Source organism: Vibrio sp. JZG10 (assembly GCF_054064075.1).
The window spans coordinates 113111-132004 of the sequence record NZ_JBSUGE010000014.1 but is presented as its reverse complement, the minus strand read 5'-3'; the positions used below and the strand labels follow the sequence as shown (position 1 = coordinate 132004).

General features: G+C 44.9%; 20 protein-coding genes. 12 read left to right on the top strand and 8 right to left on the bottom strand.

Annotation, left to right across the window (positions count from 1 at the left end):
- Positions 1 to 85: 85 nt before the first annotated feature.
- Positions 86 to 1006, top strand: a complete 921-nt coding sequence (locus ACWYVB_RS16370; protein ID WP_395222217.1) for a GGDEF domain-containing protein — start codon at positions 86 to 88, stop codon at positions 1004 to 1006.
- 33 nt (positions 1007 to 1039) lie between these two features.
- Here the strand turns inward: ACWYVB_RS16370 and csdA are convergent, their stop codons facing one another.
- The 4 genes from csdA to ACWYVB_RS16350 form a co-directional block, all read right to left on the bottom strand.
- Positions 1040 to 2251: a cysteine desulfurase CsdA gene (gene csdA / locus ACWYVB_RS16365; protein ID WP_237312491.1), complete on the bottom strand. Its 1212-nt coding sequence runs from the start codon at positions 2249 to 2251 to the stop codon at positions 1040 to 1042.
- Positions 2251 to 2850 carry a DJ-1 family glyoxalase III gene (locus tag ACWYVB_RS16360; protein WP_006742560.1) on the bottom strand — a complete coding sequence of 200 codons (600 nt, stop codon included), beginning with the start codon at positions 2848 to 2850 and terminating at the stop codon, positions 2251 to 2253. Before ACWYVB_RS16360 ends, csdA begins: the two co-directional genes overlap by 1 nt.
- Positions 2847 to 3737, bottom strand: coding sequence for a 2-dehydropantoate 2-reductase (panE, locus tag ACWYVB_RS16355; RefSeq protein WP_237284015.1), 891 nt, complete (start codon positions 3735 to 3737; stop codon positions 2847 to 2849). The genes ACWYVB_RS16360 and panE overlap by 4 nt, the downstream gene beginning before the upstream one ends.
- A gap of 108 nt (positions 3738 to 3845) precedes the next feature.
- Positions 3846 to 4643 (bottom strand): nucleoside-specific channel-forming Tsx family protein, encoded by a 798-nt coding sequence (locus ACWYVB_RS16350; protein WP_005385292.1) that lies wholly within the window; start codon positions 4641 to 4643, stop codon positions 3846 to 3848.
- A 323-nt stretch (positions 4644 to 4966) separates the two neighbouring features.
- On the opposite strand from ACWYVB_RS16350, the gene ACWYVB_RS16345 reads away from it, so the two are divergent.
- From ACWYVB_RS16345 to ACWYVB_RS16330, 4 genes are read left to right on the top strand one after another with little or no spacing between them, the layout of a single operon-like run.
- Positions 4967 to 5563: an LON peptidase substrate-binding domain-containing protein gene (locus ACWYVB_RS16345; protein WP_005380253.1), complete on the top strand. Its 597-nt coding sequence runs from the start codon at positions 4967 to 4969 to the stop codon at positions 5561 to 5563.
- Positions 5560 to 6918, top strand: coding sequence for a DUF4397 domain-containing protein (locus ACWYVB_RS16340; protein ID WP_395222216.1), 1359 nt, complete (start codon positions 5560 to 5562; stop codon positions 6916 to 6918). Before ACWYVB_RS16345 ends, ACWYVB_RS16340 begins: the two co-directional genes overlap by 4 nt.
- Positions 6919 to 6962: 44 nt before the next feature.
- On the top strand, positions 6963 to 7547 hold the full coding sequence (locus tag ACWYVB_RS16335) for an RNA polymerase sigma factor (protein ID WP_005380255.1): 585 nt from the start codon (positions 6963 to 6965) through the stop codon (positions 7545 to 7547).
- Positions 7544 to 8203 carry a ChrR family anti-sigma-E factor gene (locus tag ACWYVB_RS16330; RefSeq protein ID WP_104970869.1) on the top strand — a complete coding sequence of 220 codons (660 nt, stop codon included), beginning with the start codon at positions 7544 to 7546 and terminating at the stop codon, positions 8201 to 8203. Before ACWYVB_RS16335 ends, ACWYVB_RS16330 begins: the two co-directional genes overlap by 4 nt.
- A 63-nt stretch (positions 8204 to 8266) precedes the next feature.
- Here ACWYVB_RS16330 and ACWYVB_RS16325 read toward each other — a convergent pair whose 3' ends face one another.
- From ACWYVB_RS16325 to ACWYVB_RS16310, 4 genes are all read right to left on the bottom strand, one after another.
- Positions 8267 to 9619: an AmpG family muropeptide MFS transporter gene (locus ACWYVB_RS16325; RefSeq protein WP_006742554.1), complete on the bottom strand. Its 1353-nt coding sequence runs from the start codon at positions 9617 to 9619 to the stop codon at positions 8267 to 8269.
- A gap of 71 nt (positions 9620 to 9690) precedes the next feature.
- On the bottom strand, positions 9691 to 10236 hold the full coding sequence (locus ACWYVB_RS16320; protein WP_395222215.1) for a peptidylprolyl isomerase: 546 nt from the start codon (positions 10234 to 10236) through the stop codon (positions 9691 to 9693).
- Positions 10236 to 10805 carry a YajG family lipoprotein gene (locus ACWYVB_RS16315; RefSeq protein ID WP_012841484.1) on the bottom strand — a complete coding sequence of 190 codons (570 nt, stop codon included), beginning with the start codon at positions 10803 to 10805 and terminating at the stop codon, positions 10236 to 10238. Before ACWYVB_RS16315 ends, ACWYVB_RS16320 begins: the two co-directional genes overlap by 1 nt.
- Before the next feature lie 32 nt (positions 10806 to 10837).
- Positions 10838 to 11992 carry a methyltransferase gene (locus tag ACWYVB_RS16310; protein WP_395222214.1) on the bottom strand — a complete coding sequence of 385 codons (1155 nt, stop codon included), beginning with the start codon at positions 11990 to 11992 and terminating at the stop codon, positions 10838 to 10840.
- A gap of 243 nt (positions 11993 to 12235) precedes the next feature.
- Between ACWYVB_RS16310 and bolA the strand changes: the two genes are divergently transcribed.
- The 7 genes from bolA to nqrF all read left to right on the top strand — a co-directional run bounded on the left by bolA (position 12236) and on the right by nqrF (position 18861).
- Entirely contained in the window at positions 12236 to 12544 is a 309-nt protein-coding gene (bolA, locus tag ACWYVB_RS16305; protein WP_005380262.1) for a transcriptional regulator BolA, read from the top strand.
- A 473-nt stretch (positions 12545 to 13017) separates the two neighbouring features.
- Positions 13018 to 14358: a Na(+)-translocating NADH-quinone reductase subunit A gene (locus tag ACWYVB_RS16300; protein ID WP_041853022.1), complete on the top strand. Its 1341-nt coding sequence runs from the start codon at positions 13018 to 13020 to the stop codon at positions 14356 to 14358.
- Between the two features lie 5 nt (positions 14359 to 14363).
- A complete protein-coding gene (locus tag ACWYVB_RS16295; protein WP_006742551.1) occupies positions 14364 to 15608 on the top strand; it encodes an NADH:ubiquinone reductase (Na(+)-transporting) subunit B in 1245 nt (414 codons plus the stop codon).
- Complete coding sequence (locus tag ACWYVB_RS16290; protein WP_006742550.1) at positions 15598 to 16368, top strand: Na(+)-translocating NADH-quinone reductase subunit C; 771 nt, start codon at positions 15598 to 15600, stop codon at positions 16366 to 16368. Before ACWYVB_RS16295 ends, ACWYVB_RS16290 begins: the two co-directional genes overlap by 11 nt.
- Positions 16368 to 17000 (top strand): NADH:ubiquinone reductase (Na(+)-transporting) subunit D, encoded by a 633-nt coding sequence (locus ACWYVB_RS16285; RefSeq protein ID WP_005380269.1) that lies wholly within the window; start codon positions 16368 to 16370, stop codon positions 16998 to 17000. The genes ACWYVB_RS16290 and ACWYVB_RS16285 overlap by 1 nt, the downstream gene beginning before the upstream one ends.
- A 7-nt stretch (positions 17001 to 17007) precedes the next feature.
- Complete coding sequence (gene nqrE, locus ACWYVB_RS16280) at positions 17008 to 17604, top strand: NADH:ubiquinone reductase (Na(+)-transporting) subunit E (protein ID WP_005380270.1); 597 nt, start codon at positions 17008 to 17010, stop codon at positions 17602 to 17604.
- 33 nt (positions 17605 to 17637) lie between these two features.
- Entirely contained in the window at positions 17638 to 18861 is a 1224-nt protein-coding gene (gene nqrF, locus ACWYVB_RS16275; protein WP_005380271.1) for an NADH:ubiquinone reductase (Na(+)-transporting) subunit F, read from the top strand.
- Positions 18862 to 18894: the final 33 nt, after the last annotated feature.

Here is an 18894-nt window from a genome sequence, read left to right as displayed (position 1 = left end):
GCCCCATTCGCTCCTATTCCCCAATGTGGAAATACACTTGGAAGCGATTGGGTTACTTAGATACAAATGCTAGGAACCTCCCTATATGCAATTCACCTTGGAACATGCGCAAGACGTGTTATCCGGAATGCCAGACCCCACTTTTATTCTGAGTGAAGATGGTATCTATATTGATGTTTTTGGAGGAACAGATAAAAAAGCCTATCACGATGGAAGTAATTTGATAGGTGAGACGCTGCACAGCGTACGTGAGAAAGATAAAGCTGACTGGTTTATCGAACAGATAAATCGGTCACTGAAACAAGACAGTATTGTGACGATCGAGTACAAGATGTGCGCCGACAGCATTCAGGGAATAGATGTTAACAGTGGGCCAAGAGGCGACCTATACTACGAAGGCAAGATCTGCCCACTCGCTATAAAATACCGAGGTCGTCGCGTTGTCCTTATTCTTACACGCAACATCTCCAATCGCCACCGAGTTGAAACCCTTCTTCGCCATCAAAGCCAAATTGATGCTCTTACCAACATCTACAATCGACGTGTCTTTTTCGAAAAGCTCACAGAAGAAGTTATTAAATCCCAAGCTCCGGATTATCACTCCGCGTTGTTATTATTTGATTTGGATTTTTTTAAAGTCATCAATGATAAACGTGGTCATGATGCGGGAGATTATGTCTTAGAGACGTTAGCTGATTTGGTTTCTCACTTACTCGTCAAAGACGAAATTTTTGCAAGAGTCGGAGGGGAGGAGTTTGCGATTATTTTGCCAGAAACCTCTCTATCGGCGGCGAAAGAGGTAGGAGAGGAAGTTCGTTCCCACATTCAAAATTGTCAGTTCGAATTTGAAAAGGTTGAAATTCCGGTCACGGTGAGTGTAGGCGTGGTGGAAATAGGCAGAAATGAAACCACCAAACGTTTGTATGCGCATGCAGATAAAGCGCTTTATGCTGCGAAAAGAAATGGCAGAAATTGCGTGGCGACTCTGGATAGGCAGATGGAGTAACCTTGTTGGTTACTCCAAATCAAACCGTTGGGGTTATAGCATGTCGACGGCTTTTTCTACGGCGGCGATGAGTCTATCCACATCTTCAGCCGTGTTATAAATACCAAAAGAAACGCGTACCGTGCCTTTAACGTTTAGCGCATCCATCAATGGGTGAGCGCAGTGGTGTCCTGCTCGTACCGCAATGCCTTGTTGATCGAGCAGCGTCGCCATGTCTTGGTGATGAACGCCGTCCATGACGAACGTCAGTATAGAGGCATTCGGTTGATAGCCTAGAATATGGATGTCATCCAACGCGCTTAGTGCTTGGTAGGCCTTATCCTGAAGCGCATGGAGATGATCCTCTACTTCGTGATGGTCAAAACCTTGGTACCACTCAATGGCTTTCGCTAGAGCAATCGCGCCTGCAACGTTTGGTGTGCCCGCTTCAAATTTACCAGGAAGTGCAGAAAACGTCGTTTTCTCGAACGAAACGCGTTCAACCATTTTACCACCGCCGTGCCATGGTGGCATGGCTTCCAAAAGTTCAAGCTTGCCGTATAAAACGCCAATACCTGCTGGCGCATAAAGTTTGTGACCTGAGAATACGTAAAAATCGATATCTGATGCCGATAAATCTAGTTGCTCATGTACGATGCCTTGCGCGCCATCAATTACAACAACCGCGCCAACGCTGTGCGCTAGTTCAGTGATTTGTTCGATAGGTTGGCGTGTGCCCGTTACGTTAGTGATTTGTGCGCAAGCAACAATTTTACAGCGGTCAGACAGAAGCGCCTTAAATGCGCTGATGTCGAACTGGCAATCTGATGTCAATGGAACTTTTATGACTTTGGCGCCCGTTTGCTCTGCCACGATTTGCCAAGGCACGATGTTAGCGTGGTGCTCCATCTCGCTAATCAAGATCTCATCACCCGGTTGTAACGTGCTGCGGGCGTAAGTCTGAGCAATTAAGTTCAGTGCTTCGGTTGCGCCCCGTGTCCAAATGATCTCTTTAGAGCTGTTTGCACCAATAAAGTTTGCCACTCGTTCTCGTGCCGCTTCAAATTGGCTGGTGGCATTAGCCGTTAAACTATGACTGCCACGGTGAACATTGGCATTTTGCGCACTGTAGTAATGACTGATGACATCAATCACACATTGCGGTTTTTGCGTTGTCGCTGCGCTATCTAGATACACTAAGGGCGTATCGTTGACGGATTGGTTTAGAGCAGGAAATTGCTCACGTACAGCATTTACGTCAAACATTATTCTTCACCAAGCTTGTGGTAGTGCAGAGTAGGCAGAGGGATCATTGGTTCAGCAACTGACCATGCGTGTTTTTTACCTGAGAGTTGAATGATTACTTCCATCGCGAACTCTAAAGCTGTACCCGGACCTTGACTGGTGATCAGGTTGTGGTTGATATCAAAGGTCACGCGTTTGCTGCGCCACTTCTCTTCCGGGATATGTGACTGAAAGCTCGGGTGACAGGTCATCAGTGATTGTGGGAAAAGATCATGGTGTTGCAATACCAACGCCGGTGCTGCGCAGATAGCAGCGACCAATTTTCCCTCATAGATGTGCTGCTTAAGGATTTCTATCATCACCGTGCTATCACGAAAAATTTCTGCACCACCAACACCACCAGAAAGCGCTATGGCGTCAAACTCATCATCAGCGATATCGACCAGCTTACAATCGGCTGTTAATGTGACTCCGCGAGAAGCTTTCATCGTCAATGAGCCATCAAAAGCAGCACTCGCTACCGTAACGTCATAACCCGCGCGAACCATCATGTCGATAACGGTGACGGCTTCCATTTCTTCGGTGCCCGGAGCGATTGGCACTAAGATTTTCTTACTCATTGTTCTGTCCAGCTTTGTTCTATTTGTTTGATGCGTTGGTAAAGTTTTAAATTCTCAGGCGTATTGATGCGATGTTTCTCGGCAGCCTTTAACAAGTATCCGGTTATAAAATCAATTTCCGTTCGACGCTGATGGAATACGTCTTGTCTCATTGAAGAATAGTTCTCAGCTGTGGCGTTCACCACTTGCATTACCGTATCGAAAAGAGAGCGATACTCGATAGCAATACCTTCTTTACTCATTACTTCAACCAATTCTTGAGTGATGCTTTCGAGTTGTATCTTAAACTCGGGCTGCGCAAGCTCACCATTCTTACACTGGTGAATCGCAGTCAGTGGGTTAATCGCGCAGTTAATTGCTAACTTAGTCCATAACGCAGATTGGATGTGTGGATTCCAAATGGCCTCTGGAAGGGCATGATGCATAACATCTTGCAGAAAAGCGCACTGCATTCCTTTGTCATTATAACCACCCACTTGCGTTGTTCCGTGACCGGTATGCAGTACGTGTTGGTTATCTGGTTTGTATGCGCCGTGCGTCGTTGTGGCGAGCACTATCGGATTGTTTGGCAGAGCCTTCTCCACGCCAGAGGCGGTACCCATACCATTGTGCATCAGCATGATAATCGTGTCAGCGTTGATATGAGGCAGTAAAGGCTGAATGGCGTCTTCCACTTGCCAAACTTTTACCGTGATCAAAATGAGATCCGCTTGATTTACGGAGGAAATATCTTGATTACTGAATACGATTGCGGGTGTATCATCCAACTGAAGTGATTGTTGGCTTTCAGAGCTTCTTCCCCACAATGAAACATTGTGCCCGGCAAGCTTAAATTTTGTTGCCCAGAGTGAGCCAACCGCACCTGGACCGAGGATAAGGATATTCACCAAACGCTCTCATTAAAAAGGTTTGCTGCAAGGATAATGAGGGAAAAAAGGAAAGCAAATAAAAATGGCGCCAAAAGGCGCCATTTTTGAGCAAACTTAGTGGTTCAATTAGAACTTGTAAGTTACAGCTAGGTAGTGGCCAAAGCCAGTTGACTTAAACCCATCAGTATCTTTGATACCGTACACGTCTTTGTAGCCTTTTAGACCGTAACCCACTGCGAAGCGGTCTGAGTGCCAGTAGATACCGTTGAACATTGCACCACCGTTTGACGCGGTTGAACCAAATTTGTTACCTGCATCATCATCCATACCGAATTGGTAATCGATGTAGCCTTGGTAAGAAATGAATGAACCGTTCTCGAAGAAGTAGAATGGTTTGAACCAGTTAGTCGAGATTTGGAAACCGTTCCAATCCTTTTTGTTGCCGTCGTAAGTGCCGTATAGGTTAACACCAACTTTACCAAACCAAGGAACCATTACGTCAGAACCTAGACCGATTTTTTGAGAGTTAACACCAGAGTTACCACCCCACTCGATTAGAGTTGCAACGTATAGTTCTTGAACAGGACCGAAAGATAGGTCTTTACCAGTTACCGCATCTAGAGACATACGTGGAGCGAATTTCATAAAGATCTTCTCTGCGCCAGCTTTGTCGCTACCTGGATCAGAAGTTAGGTTGAATACATCAACGTAGCCGTAAAGGTCGAAGATACCAGAGCGGCCGCCGAATTCCATTTCTAGGTAGTCGTGTGAAGACTCACCTGGAAGTTCGTCAAATGCACCCATTAGGTTAAATTGCATCCACTTGTAATCGTTTTTGTGGATATCGCCGTCAGAGTAATCTGCCGCCATAACTGGAGCTGAAGTAGCCGCTAGAAGGCTAAGAGCTAAAAGTGATTTACGCATAAGGGGACTCTCTATGTTTGTAATGATTCAGAACACGCAATCTGTGCTGCGCTTTCCAATTGGCGGGAATAATAGCGATAAAAATCCCAAATGAAAGTGATAAAGGGTGCAAAATTGAACGTTTTTGGTGAGTTGCATCACGAAATTATCTTTATTTACGGAACTTTTTGTTTGTTGCATTTGATTGCAATAAATGTGTGATTTAGATCGTTTGCGTGAGCGATTTTATGACTTTTTAAGCCAGTCGATTAACCAACATAAATCGTTAGTGATCGGAGTGATAAGGGATTCGTATGTATCGGTGAATCAAAGAGGACGTTTGAATGAAAGAAGTCATGTTATTCCCACTCACTTCAGTTGTACTCCCTGAAGGTAAAATGAATCTGCGCATTTTTGAGCCACGATATAAGCGAATGGTAAAGGAATGCAGCCTACAAAATGTGGGTTTTGGAGTTTGCCTAGTAGGTAGTGAAGGTGACCCTAAAGACGTGGGAAATGTTTCATCTATCGGAACTTTGGTCAGGATCGTTGATTTTGAAACACTTAGTGATGGTCTTCTTGGTATTACAGTCGCTGGTGAGAAACGCTTTGTTGTCAAACGAGTTCGTGCAGATGCGGACGGCTTACGCCATGCAGAGGTCGAATGGTTAGACAATTGGCAACATCCAGACAACTCACCAGATTTCTTCTATTTAAGCCAGCAGTTATCCCATGTTTATGAAGAGTTTCCTCAACTTGGAAACCTCTACCAGCATCGTTTTTACGATGACTCAGCTTGGGTGACCCAGCGCTGGCTTGAATTACTTCCTTTAGACTGCAATCTGTTCGAACAGCTCGTTGGCGCAGAGAACTGCATTCCTGCGTTGCAATTTCTGACAGAAGCCATAGAAGCCCCGACTAACAAAGAGGCAAGGATATGAAAGGATTTAGCAGAGCTGCGCTAACTATGGTGGCGGCATTAGGACTGGCGGCGTGTGGCTCCGACAGCGACACCATCGAGTATTCCAATTTGCAAGCAGTACATGCGTCTTCGGATGCGCCGCTTGCAAATGTGTGGATAAACGATAAATCATCATTGACAGGTGTTGATTATGGTATGGGTTCTGGTTACATGAAGTTACGTGAGGGCATGAACTCAATTCAAGTTGATGTTCAACTTCCAGGCGATGAAACCGCGACTGTAATACCTAAAACAGAATTAGATCTCGATTCAGACCTCAATTACAACGTGTTCGTTGTTGGTGATGCCGATGGTTCGCCAAACCCAGTAGAACCTTTAGTTGTGACTCGCAGCGCCGATTCAATGGCTGATGCCAATAGTTTAGATGTTCAAGTTGTCCATGCAGCGTCTGGCGTTCCTGCCGTTGATCTCTACGTCACTGATCCCGGGGCTGATCTTGCTAGCGCGACACCGCTTATGAATCTTGCATATAAAGCATCTACAGACGTATTGAACATCCCCGCTGGTGAGTACCAAGTTCGACTTGCTGTTGGGGATAGCGTTGCTTTTGACTCGGGCACAATATCTCTTGCTGCTAATTCAAACTTGACGATTGCCGCTATCAGTACCGGAGATTCAAATAGCACGTCACCAGTTAAGTTGTTGGTATTGGATGGTTCAGGATCTTCTATAATCGAGGATATGGGCAGCCAAGCTGAAGTAAGAGTTGGACATCTTGTCGATGGAGCGCCAATCGTCGATGTCAACGTTAACGGGGCGGCCTTCGGTCCTCTTGCCGACTTAGCGTTCAAAGAGATTCGTGGTTATTTGGATCTCGATGCTGGCGCTTACGATATTGACGTTTACGTGGATGGCACAACAACCAATCCTATTATCGATGTTGGCGGATTAATGGTTGCGGGCGGAATGGATTACAGTGTTTACGCAGTCGGTGTTGTTAGCCCAGCGATTGATATCGAACCTCTAGTTGTTGAAGACATGAGACGTGCAGTGGCAACTAGCGCGACGCTGAATGTGACACATGCGGCGGCGAATCCCGTAGCGGAAATGGTGGATATTTATCTCACTACAAGTGCTGGAATAGATGGAAGTGATCCAACTATTGCTAATTTTGCGTACAAAGATAGCGTTCAGGGATTATATGTCGCTGAAGGTACCTATTATGTAACCGTGACAGTGGCAGGCGATCCAAGTACGGTTGCTATTGATTCAGCACCAGTCAATGTGATGAATGGTGTTGTGTATCAAGTGGTTGCCATTGATGATGGGAACAACGGTGGCTTCAACTTGTTGGTTGATGACGTTACCGATTAGGACGAGTGGGAGGAGATGACTCCTCCCTAAAATTAAGGCCGATTATGATGAGTGATAGCCCAAAAAAACTGGGGCGCAGTGATTGGAACGATTACATGGACAAAGTGAAAGCTCGAGATAAAGACGCGTTCGCTTTTGTATTCCGTTTTTACGCACCCAAGCTGAAGCAATTCGCTTACAAACATGTTGGTAATGAGCAAGTTGCTATGGAGATGGTGCAAGAGACCATGGCGACAGTTTGGCAGAAAGCGCACCTCTATGATGGGGAAAAGAGCGCGTTATCGACTTGGATATACACCATAATCCGAAACCTATGCTTTGATCTGTTGAGAAAGCAGAAAGGTAAGGAGTTACACATTCATTCTGATGACATTTGGCCGTCAGAATATTATCCACCAGATCTTGTTGATCACTATTCACCAGAGCAAGACATGTTGAAAGAACAGGTGGTTAAATTTTTAGATATTTTACCGAAAAATCAGAGAGACGTTTTACAAGCGGTGTATCTTGAAGAGCTACCTCATCAGCAGGTCGCTGAATTATTTGATATACCCCTCGGTACCGTAAAATCCAGGCTGAGGCTTGCAGTAGAAAAGCTAAGGCATTCAATGCATACGGAGCAACTATGAACAAACACCCAGATAACAGCTTGTTAGAAGCATACGCTTCGGGAAGCATTGATGCAGTTTCTGGTCTTGTGGTCGCAACCCATTTAGAAACATGCACCAAGTGCCGAGCTTATGTGAACCATGTCGAAGCCAGCCAAGCGAATATCGTGAGCGACATCCCCTCTGAATATGTCCCTGAATTCGACGATATGTTCAATGATATTATCAATGCGGAGCCAGCGACAGATAACATCGTTATCCGAGATCCTGCCGCAGTGAATGTTGCAGGAAAGAGCTTTGAACTTCCCAAAACCTTAGCGCGTTTCTCTGACCTTGTAGGGTCATGGAGAAGTTACGGAGGCAAGGTTTTCAGTGCTCAGATTGATCTAGGGGAAGATGCTCGTGTTAGCTTAATGTACATCGGAGAAGATGTGCAAATCCCTCAACATACGCACAAAGGCTTAGAATCTACATTGATCCTACATGGTGGGTTTAGTGATGAGGATGGCCAATATGAAGAGGGAGATTTGATGATTAGAGACGCGTCAGTGAAGCACAGCCCTTACACTAAGGCCGGAGAAGATTGCTTGTGTTTAACCGTACTGACTGAGCCGATGATCTTTACTCAAGGTGTGGCACGTATATTTAATATGTTTGGCAAAGGGCTATACCCATAGACCTCTTATCTTATATCTCGCAAAACAAAAACCACCGAATTCGGTGGTTTTTTGATGCGCTTCTTAGTGCTTGTGACGTGCCTTTTCCAATAGAGCATCAAAGTAATGTCGTAGCGAGTACAACATAATCAAGCTTGGCACGACCATTACAGCGGTAAGCACAAAGAACGTGCTCCAGTCATTGAGGTAGTCCACCAGTTCTCCACTGAAAGAAGCAAGAGTCGTTCGTCCGAAGTTGCCCAAAGAGGCAAGCAACGCATACTGAGTTGCCGAGAATGCTTGTCCGGTTAGAATCGTCAAAAATGAAACAAAAGCGACAGTTGAGAAAGCAGTCGTAAAGTTATCGACAATTATGGTTGCTAAGTATAGGTGCTCATTTGGGCCTACCGATGCAATCCAAGCAAACATCAAGTTGCTGGCAGACATAGCAATACCACCGATCATTAATCCACGTACAATACCAAACCTGACGTTGAACATGCTTCCGACAAAGGTAAAGAAGATAGTGGCTCCCCATCCGATCAGTTTGGAGTAATAACCAATTTGTTCGTTACTAAAACCAATATCTTTATAGAACGCGATCGACATCCTGCCTAAAAACGCTTCGCCAATTTTGAATAGGAAAACGAACAGCAACAGAGTAATCGCGACACGGACGCCATTGCGATTAAAGAAGTCAAGGAAAGGTTCTACAACAGTCACAGTAAACCAAGCCACGACTTTTGAACCAACCACTTCTTTGTGGCGTTGTTCAGCGGCAGACTGAAGTTGTTCGCGTTGAGTCTTAGGCTCTCCGACTAAAATCGTAAAGACCATTAGAATACCGACTATCACCGCCATCCCGTAATACACGCCATTCCAACCGACACTATCAGCATTAACAAACGCTAAATAACCTGGTAATGAATAACCTGTCCACCAGCCAATAACTGCCATTGCAGAAGCTTGTGGCAGCTTAGATTCTTCTGATTTTGGGAAAGTATCAATACGAAAAGCATCAATCGCAATGTCTTGTGTGGCTGATGCGGTTGCAATACACAAGGCGAGTAGAGACGCAAACACCAAGTTCTCTGCTGGATTCACGCCCGCAATAAATACCGTCGCGACTAGTACAATACTTTGACAGAAGAAAATCCAGCTACGCCTTTGTCCAAGTAGTCGATAGAGCACTGGTAGCTTCACCCGGTCTACGAGTGGCGCCCAGAGAAAGTTAATTGCATAAACCGCAAAGACACTACCAAAGTAGCCTATTGCGGATAGGGTCAAACCAGCGTCTTTTAGCCAGCCAGACATATTTGAACCGATAAGTACCCACGGAAAGCCGCTAGAGCAGCCCAACATGAAAACCCACATGAGTCGTTTATCGAGGTAACTTTTTACCGTTTCCAACCAAGTGATGGAAGGTAATGAAGACATAAATCAATCCAATAAAATGAAGCCGTTGAAAGAGAAAGCCCTTCGATTGTTCAAAGGGCTTATCGTTTTGGCTATTTAAGTAGTGTTGCTTTAGTGATGACGATTTGAGTCTCGGGAACATCACGCATACCGCGAGTCGTCGTAGTTGGATGTTTTGCCATTTTTTGGATAATGTCGAATCCTTCCGTGACCTCGCCAAATACCGCATAACCCGGTGGACGAGCGCCGTAGTTTAGAAAATCATTGTCGACTAAATTGATAAAAAACTGACGAGTAGCCGAGTCAGGCGCGTTGGTGCGTGCCATTGCAATCGTCGCACGGTCGTTATTTAAACCGTTATTACCCTCGTTTTTGATTGGAGCGTAAGTCTTCACCATTTGCATATCTTGGTTAAAGCCACCACCTTGCGCCATAAAACCTGGAATAACGCGGTGAAAAATAGTGCCTTCATAGCTACCGTCTTCTACATATTTCAGGAAGTTCGCTACCGTAATCGGCGCTTTCTCTTCATTCAGTTCGACAGTAAATGAACCTAACGTTGTTTCAAACGCCACTTTTGGTCCAGCCCAAACGCTGCAGCTGAGTAGCGCGAGAGAAAGAATTGCCTTGCGTAACATTAGAAACGCTCCTGCATGTACTGACGAAGCTCAGGATCATTGGCAATTTCTTTAAGTGTTAATGTCACTACATCATTCAGTGTTTGCTCAATGTCGGCATCAGACGCACTCAATGTGCCAGAACGCTTCGCAGTGCCTGTGTAAGTTTTGACCAGTTTACCTTCTGGTGTTTCTGCGGTGATTTCAAGCACGACTTTCGCATCCATCTCATTTTCCATCACCGAATGTTTTACGTTAACTAATGCTTCTTGAACGTTTAATTCAATTGCATTGTTGCTGTTTAGATCGGCATGGAAGCCTTGAGATGAAAACTGCTTCTCTAATGCTTCTTCTAACGCAATACGTAAATTCTGTTTAGCATGAAGAGGAAGAATGTTCGAACGGCCGTTATCCACCAACGCCACGTACTGCGCTGCACGTACATCTTTGCTGGTCAAGCTGTAAGTCTTGCCTTGAACAATTGGATTGGTGCTCAGTGTGCTTTCTGGCATCAAATTCAGCTGAGGCTGTTGAGGAGCTGAACACGCAGCAAGCAACGCAACCGAAGCCGCAAGTACCAATTTTCTCATTTTATTATTCCTTTTAACTATTTTGCTAAAGCTTATTTTGCGCTTAATTTAGCAGGATTTTTTGTGGCCTGTAAAATCACAAACTTATTGTTGGAAGCGATAAGTTTCACATTCTTATCGCCAAACAGCCGTTTTAGTTTTGCGTCATAACCAAGATGACGATTTCCAATCACCAGTAACTTACCACCTTCACTCAATACTTGCTTTGCATCACAGAACATTTGCCAAGCAATATGATCGGTGATGGCCTGCTGTTGGTGAAAGGGTGGGTTACACATAATCATAGAGCAGCTGTTGTGTTTAAAACCGTCCAAACAATTGTTTGCAACACACTGTATGTCTCTATCTTCACCAAGGTTATCTAGCAGGTTCTGCTTCGCGGACTCAAGCGCCATAAAGCTTTCATCAACACATGTTAATCGAGCATTCGGATTCAGCTGACCAAACTTCACAGACAAAACACCATTACCGCAACCGAGATCGATAACATTATCTACCAATGGGTCTTGAGGTAGGTGCTGCAGCATAAAACGCGCTCCTAAATCTAAGCTTTCTCCTGAATAGACATTTGGCATGTTCTTGAGTTCGATATCTTCGCCATCAACGCGCCAAGTAGTGAAAGGGCTCACTTCAATTGTTGGTTCAACCGTTGCTTGAGCAAATACCAATCGGTGCTTTTTCCATGCCAGAGATGTTTTTGTCTCACCCAAGTATTTTTCAAACAGTTTTAGCGTTGAAGTATGAATGTCTTTCGCTTTATTAACTGCAATGATGGGGCAGGATGCAGGCAGTGCTTTTCTTAACTGACTGAGTATCCAAACGAGGTGACGGTTACTTTTTGGCAGTTGCAGCAATACGAGATCAGTATTGGAAGGTACGGGATCCATCGTGGTTGCAAACGCTACCTTATTGCACTGGTTTTGCTCAAGGTTCTGCTGCACACCTTTATGAGAAATGAAAGAATCACTCATTAGCGTCACATGGTGCTTTTCTGAAAACCAGCAGGAGAGGGCACCAAAGCTGTCATTAATCACGAGGATGTTTTGATTGTCTGGCAAAGCAAGTTCTTCAACATGATTAATAAGATACTCATCACCGGCATCCCACGCTTGTAGAGTTTCATTGCTGCGTTTTGGGAAACGATGAAGTGTTAAGCTTCGCTCGTGAATATTCAGTTCGGTTTTCATAGCTAAATGTAAGTTGATTTAGAAATTAAGTGTTATTGTCGCAAATGATGACGTGTCGAGATACAAAAAGCTGTCAAATTTTACGTGTTCAGTGGTGGTCGCTCTCTAGGCATGTTCGTAGCGTCAAGCGCTTTGAAATCAGTTGAACGTAAAATGCATCAATAATGAGAGTGATGTTTGAGTGATACACGTCTGCTTTACTTAGGTATATACTTATGGAATTCGCATCAATGAGGAACGAATATGATCCAAGAAATCATAGAGAAGAAACTACACAGTGAGCTGCAACCAAGCTATCTCAAAGTGATTAATGAGAGCTACATGCATAATGTGCCACCAGGCTCGGAGAGTCACTTCAAAGTGATTGTTGTGAGTGATTCGTTCGCGGGACAGCGTTTGATTGGACGCCATCGCCAAGTTCATCAAATTTTGGCAGATGAGCTAGATAACCACATTCATGCACTAGCTATCCATACATACACTGATGAAGAGTGGAAGCGAGAACAAGATGGCGCTCCTGATAGCCCTATGTGTATGGGTGGCGGTCACTAAAGACGCAAAATATAAAGGTGCAGAGAAAAGGTGGCTAAGGCCATCTTTTTTCGTTTTACATTCTTTAGGGGCATTGATGTGGCACAAATTCTGGTTAAAAAATGTGTTAACAGTGTTTCAACAAATGAATGAAAATTGCAGGATATTTCAGGCGATGAATATGACTTTTCCATAAGATATGTATGGAATATGGCATTTGTGCGTTCGGTCAAAGTTATGACTATTCTTTGACCTTTTAGACCTGATTCTACCGAAATAACCCCTCTATTCTAATGATTGGTCATGGCATCAAGTTCCTAAAAAATGCTAGACTACGGCACCTGATAAATCTCGCGTATTCCTTGTGACGAGGTTTTTAATAGGATGTTGCGATTTTGATGTTTAAAACAACATCAAAACCGGACACTGATGTCGTGTCTAAAAGTTACGCAATCAAAAGAATCTTTTTCCCGATAAAAGTAGTGCAAGTGCGTATGATTACAATAAAGAAGGGCTTGGATCTTCCTATCGCAGGAACTCCATCCCAGGTGATTAATGATGGTAAGACCATCAAAAAAGTCGCCTTGCTTGGCGAAGAGTACGTTGGCATGCGTCCTACCATGCATGTCCGCGTTGGTGATGAAGTGAAAAAAGCGCAAGTTCTTTTTGAAGATAAAAAGAACCCTGGCGTGAAATTTACTGCACCAGCAGCCGGTAAAGTGATCGAAGTTAACCGTGGCGCTAAACGTGTCCTTCAATCTGTAGTGATTGAAGTGGCAGGTGAAGAGCAGGTGACATTTGATAAGTTCGAAGCCGCTCAACTTTCAGGTCTAGATCGTGAAGTGATCAAGACTCAGTTGGTTGACTCTGGCCTATGGACCGCTTTACGTACTCGTCCGTTTAGCAAGGTTCCTGCAATCGAGTCTTCTACTAAGGCTATTTTCGTAACTGCAATGGATACTAATCCACTAGCAGCTAAGCCTGAGTTGATCATTAATGAGCAACAAGAAGCATTCATTGCTGGTCTAGACATTCTTTCAGCCCTGACAGAAGGCAAGGTTTACGTATGTAAATCTGGCACTAGTTTGCCACGCTCTTCACAGTCTAACGTAGAAGAACACGTCTTCGATGGCCCTCACCCAGCAGGTCTTGCTGGCACCCACATGCATTTCCTATACCCAGTGAATGCAGAAAATGTGGCATGGAGCATCAACTACCAAGACGTTATCGCGTTCGGTAAGCTGTTCCTAACTGGTGAGCTATACACAGATCGTGTTGTGTCTCTAGCTGGTCCAGTTGTGAATAACCCTCGTCTAGTTCGTACCGTAATCGGTGCAAGCTTGGATGACCTAACAGATAATGAGCTGATGCCTGGCGAAGTTCGTGTGATTTCTGGTTCTGTACTGACAGGTACACATGCAACTGGTCCACACGCATATCTTGGCCGTTACCATCAACAGGTTTCTGTATTACGTGAAGGCCGTGAGAAAGAACTATTTGGTTGGGCAATGCCTGGTAAGAATAAGTTCTCGGTAACTCGCTCTTTCCTTGGTCACGTATTCAAAGGTCAGTTGTTCAATATGACAACGACGACCAATGGTAGTGATCGTTCAATGGTTCCAATTGGCAACTACGAACGCGTAATGCCTCTAGATATGGAGCCTACTCTGCTGCTTCGTGATCTATGTGCAGGTGATACAGACAGTGCTCAAGCACTGGGTGCGCTTGAACTGGATGAAGAAGATCTAGCATTGTGTACCTTTGTATGTCCAGGTAAGTACGAGTACGGTACGTTACTTCGTGAATGCCTAGATACTATCGAGAAGGAAGGGTAATTTTCATGGCTCTTAAAAAGTTTCTTGAAGACATCGAGCATCATTTTGAGCCTGGTGGTAAACACGAAAAATGGTTTGCCCTGTACGAAGCTGTAGCAACAGTTTTTTACACTCCAGGTATCGTAACAAATAAAAGCTCGCACGTTCGTGATAGCGTTGACCTAAAACGTATCATGATCATGGTTTGGTTTGCGGTATTCCCAGCAATGTTCTGGGGTATGTACAACGCAGGTGGCCAAGCTATTGCAGCGCTTAACCACATGTACGCTGGTGATCAACTAGCGACAGTTATCTCTGGTAACTGGCACTACTGGCTAACTGAAATGCTGGGCGGAACGATTGCCGCTGATGCAGGGGTTGGCAGTAAGATGCTACTAGGTGCGACCTACTTCCTACCTATCTACGCAACAGTATTCCTTGTTGGTGGTTTCTGGGAAGTGCTTTTCTGTATGGTGCGTAAGCACGAAGTAAACGAAGGCTTCTTTGTTACTTCTATCTTGTTCGCACTTATCGTTCCACCAACGCTACCTCTATGGCAAGCGGCACTAGGTATCACATTTGGTGTTGTTGTTGCGAAAGAGATCTTCGGTGGTACAGGTCGTAACTTCCTTAACCCTGCACTTGCAGGTCGTGCATTCCTATTCTTCGCTTACCCAGCGCAAATCTCGGGTGACGTAGTATGGACTGCAGCTGACGGCTTCTCTGGTGCAACTGCTCTTAGCCAATGGGCTCAAGGTGGTAACGGTGCTCTAGTTAACACAGTAACTGGTTCTCCTATCACTTGGATGGACGCTTTCATCGGTAACATCCCTGGCTCTATTGGTGAAGTATCGACTCTAGCTCTAATGATCGGTGCAGCGATGATCGTTTACATGCGAATCGCTTCATGGCGCATCATTGCGGGCGTAATGATCGGTATGATTGCAGTATCGACTCTGTTTAACGTGATCGGTTCTGACACTAACCCAATGTTCAACATGCCATGGCACTGGCACCTAGTTCTAGGTGGTTTTGCATTCGGTATGTTCTTCATGGCAACGGACCCAGTATCAGCGTCATTTACTAACAAAGGTAAATGGTGGTACGGCATCCTGATTGGTGCAATGTGTGTGATGATCCGTGTAGTTAACCCGGCGTACCCAGAAGGTATGATGCTGGCGATTCTATTCGCGAACCTATTCGCACCTCTGTTCGACCATGTAGTGATTGAGAAGAACATCAAGCGGAGACTAGCACGCTATGGCAAGTAATAACGACAGCATTAAAAAGACGCTGGGTGTTGTTATCGGGTTGAGCCTTGTTTGTTCAATCATCGTATCAACAGCAGCAGTAGGTCTGCGTGATAAGCAAAAAGCTAACGCTGTCCTAGATAAGCAATCAAAGATCGTTGAAGTTGCAGGCATTGACGCGAACGGTAAGAAAGTACCAGAGCTATTTGCTGAGTACATCGAACCTCGTCTGGTAGACCTTGAAACAGGTAACTTTACTGAGGGTAATGCATCTACGTACGATCAGCGTGAAGCATCAAAAGATGCAGAACGTTCAATCGCATTGACACCAGAAGAAGACGTCGCTGATATCCGTCGTCGTGCGAATACAGCAGTGGTGTACTTAGTAAAAGACCAAGATGAAGTCCAAAAAGTTATCTTGCCTATGCACGGTAAAGGACTATGGTCGATGATGTATGCCTTTGTAGCCGTTGAAACTGATGGTAACACTGTGTCTGCTATTACTTACTACGAGCAAGGTGAAACTCCTGGACTTGGTGGTGAAGTAGAGAACCCTTCATGGCGCGATCAATTCATTGGCAAGAAATTGTACAATGAAGATCATCAGCCAGCGATTAAGGTCGTGAAAGGCGGCGCACCGCAAGGTTCTGAGCACGGTGTTGATGGCCTATCAGGAGCAACGCTCACTAGTAATGGTGTTCAACACACATTTGACTTCTGGTTAGGTGACAAGGGCTTTGGTCCTTTCCTAGCAAAAGTTCGTGACGGAGAACTTAACTAATGTCTAGTGCACAAAACGTTAAAAAGAGCATTCTAGCGCCAGTATTGGATAACAACCCAATCGCGCTACAAGTTCTTGGTGTATGTTCTGCTCTTGCAGTAACAACTAAACTAGAAACAGCTTTTGTAATGACGCTAGCGGTAACATTTGTAACTGCGTTGTCTAACTTCTCTGTTTCATTGATCCGTAACCACATTCCTAACAGTGTGCGTATCATCGTTCAGATGGCAATTATCGCATCGCTAGTAATCGTGGTAGACCAGGTGCTAAAAGCTTACCTATACGATATCTCTAAACAGCTATCTGTATTCGTTGGTCTGATTATCACTAACTGTATCGTAATGGGTCGTGCTGAAGCATTCGCAATGAAGTCTGCGCCAGTACCATCTCTTATTGACGGTATTGGTAACGGTCTAGGTTACGGCTTCGTTCTTATCACTGTAGGTTTCTTCCGTGAGCTATTTGGCTCAGGCAAACTATTTGGCCTAGAAGTTCTACCTCTAGTGAGCAACGGTGGTTGGTACCAGCCTAACGGCCTAATGCTACTAGCACCATCAGCATTCTTCCTAATCGGCTTCCTTATCTGGGTAATCCGTATTCTGAAACCAGAACAAGTAGAAGCGAAGGAGTAAGGACGTCATGGAACATTACATTAGTCTGTTAGTTAAATCGATTTTCATCGAAAACATGGCTCTGTCTTTCTTCCTAGGTATGTGTACTTTCCTTGCCGTATCTAAGAAGGTTAAGACCTCTTTCGGCCTAGGTGTTGCAGTTGTGGTAGTACTGACTATCGCTGTTCCTGTGAACAACCTAGTATACAACCTAGTTCTGAGAGAGAACGCGTTAGTTGAGGGCGTGGACCTTAGCTTCCTAAACTTCATCACCTTTATCGGTGTAATTGCAGCACTTGTACAGATTCTAGAGATGGTTCTAGACCGTTTCTTCCCACCTTTGTACAACGCGCTAGGCATCTTCCTACCGCTGATCACAGTAAACTGTGCAATCTTCGGTGGTGTATCTTTCATGGTACAACGTGACTACAACTTTGCTGAATCTATCGTTTACGGTTTCGGCTCTGGTGTGGGCTGGATGCTGGCAATCGTTGCTCTTGCAGGTATCCGTGAGAAGATGAAGTACTCTGACGTACCTCCAGGTCTACGTGGTCTTGGTATCACATTTATCACTGTAGGTCTTATGGCGTTAGGCTTTATGTCTTTCTCTGGTGTTCAACTGTAAGTCGGGTAAACCGCAACAATTAAGGAATAGTCAATGGACATTATTCTTGGTGTAGTGATGTTTACTCTGATCGTACTTGCACTAGTACTAGTGATTCTTTTCGCTAAGTCTAAGCTTGTACCAACAGGTGACATTACAATTTCTGTGAACGATGACCCTTCTCTGGCGATCGTTACACAACCAGGTGGTAAGCTACTGAGTGCTCTAGCCGGTGCTGGCGTATTCGTATCTTCTGCTTGTGGTGGCGGTGGCTCATGTGGTCAGTGTCGCGTAAAAGTTAAATCAGGTGGCGGCGACATCCTACCAACCGAGCTTGACCATATTACTAAAGGTGAAGCGCGTGAAGGTGAGCGTCTAGCGTGTCAGGTTGCTATGAAAACTGACATGGACATCGAGCTTCCTGAAGAAATCTTCGGCGTTAAGAAGTGGGAATGTACCGTTATCTCTAACGATAACAAAGCGACATTCATCAAAGAGCTTAAGCTACAAATTCCAGATGGCGAATCAGTACCTTTCCGTGCTGGTGGTTACATCCAGATTGAAGCTCCTGCTCACCACGTGAAATACGCAGACTACGATATTCCTGAGGAATACCGTGAAGACTGGGAGAAGTTCAACCTTTTCCGTTACGAGTCTAAAGTTAACGAAGAGACAATCCGTGCATACTCAATGGCTAACTACCCAGAAGAGCACGGTATCATCATGCTTAACGTTCGTATCGCGACTCCGCCGCCGAACAACCCAGACGTACCACCAGGCATCATGTCTTCGTACATCTGGTCTCTAAAAGAAGGCGACAAGTGTACTATTTCTGGTCCATTTGGTGAGTTCTTTGCGAAAGATACAGATGCAGAAATGGTATTCGTTGGTGGTGGTGCTGGTATGGCTCCAATGCGCTCACATATCTTCGACCAACTTAAGCGTCTACACTCTAAGCGTAAGATGTCTTTCTGGTACGGCGCACGTTCTAAGCGTGAAATGTTCTACGTAGAAGACTTCGATATGCTACAAGCTGAGAATGATAACTTCGTATGGCACTGTGCACTGTCTGATCCACTTCCAGAAGATAACTGGGATGGTTACACTGGCTTTATTCACAACGTTCTTTACGAGAACTATCTACGTGATCACGAAGCGCCAGAAGACTGTGAATACTACATGTGTGGTCCACCTATGATGAATGCGGCTGTTATCGGCATGCTAAAAGATCTAGGTGTAGAGGATGAAAACATCCTACTAGATGACTTCGGTGGTTAATCCCTCCAAGTGATTGAATCTATGGCTAGCTCT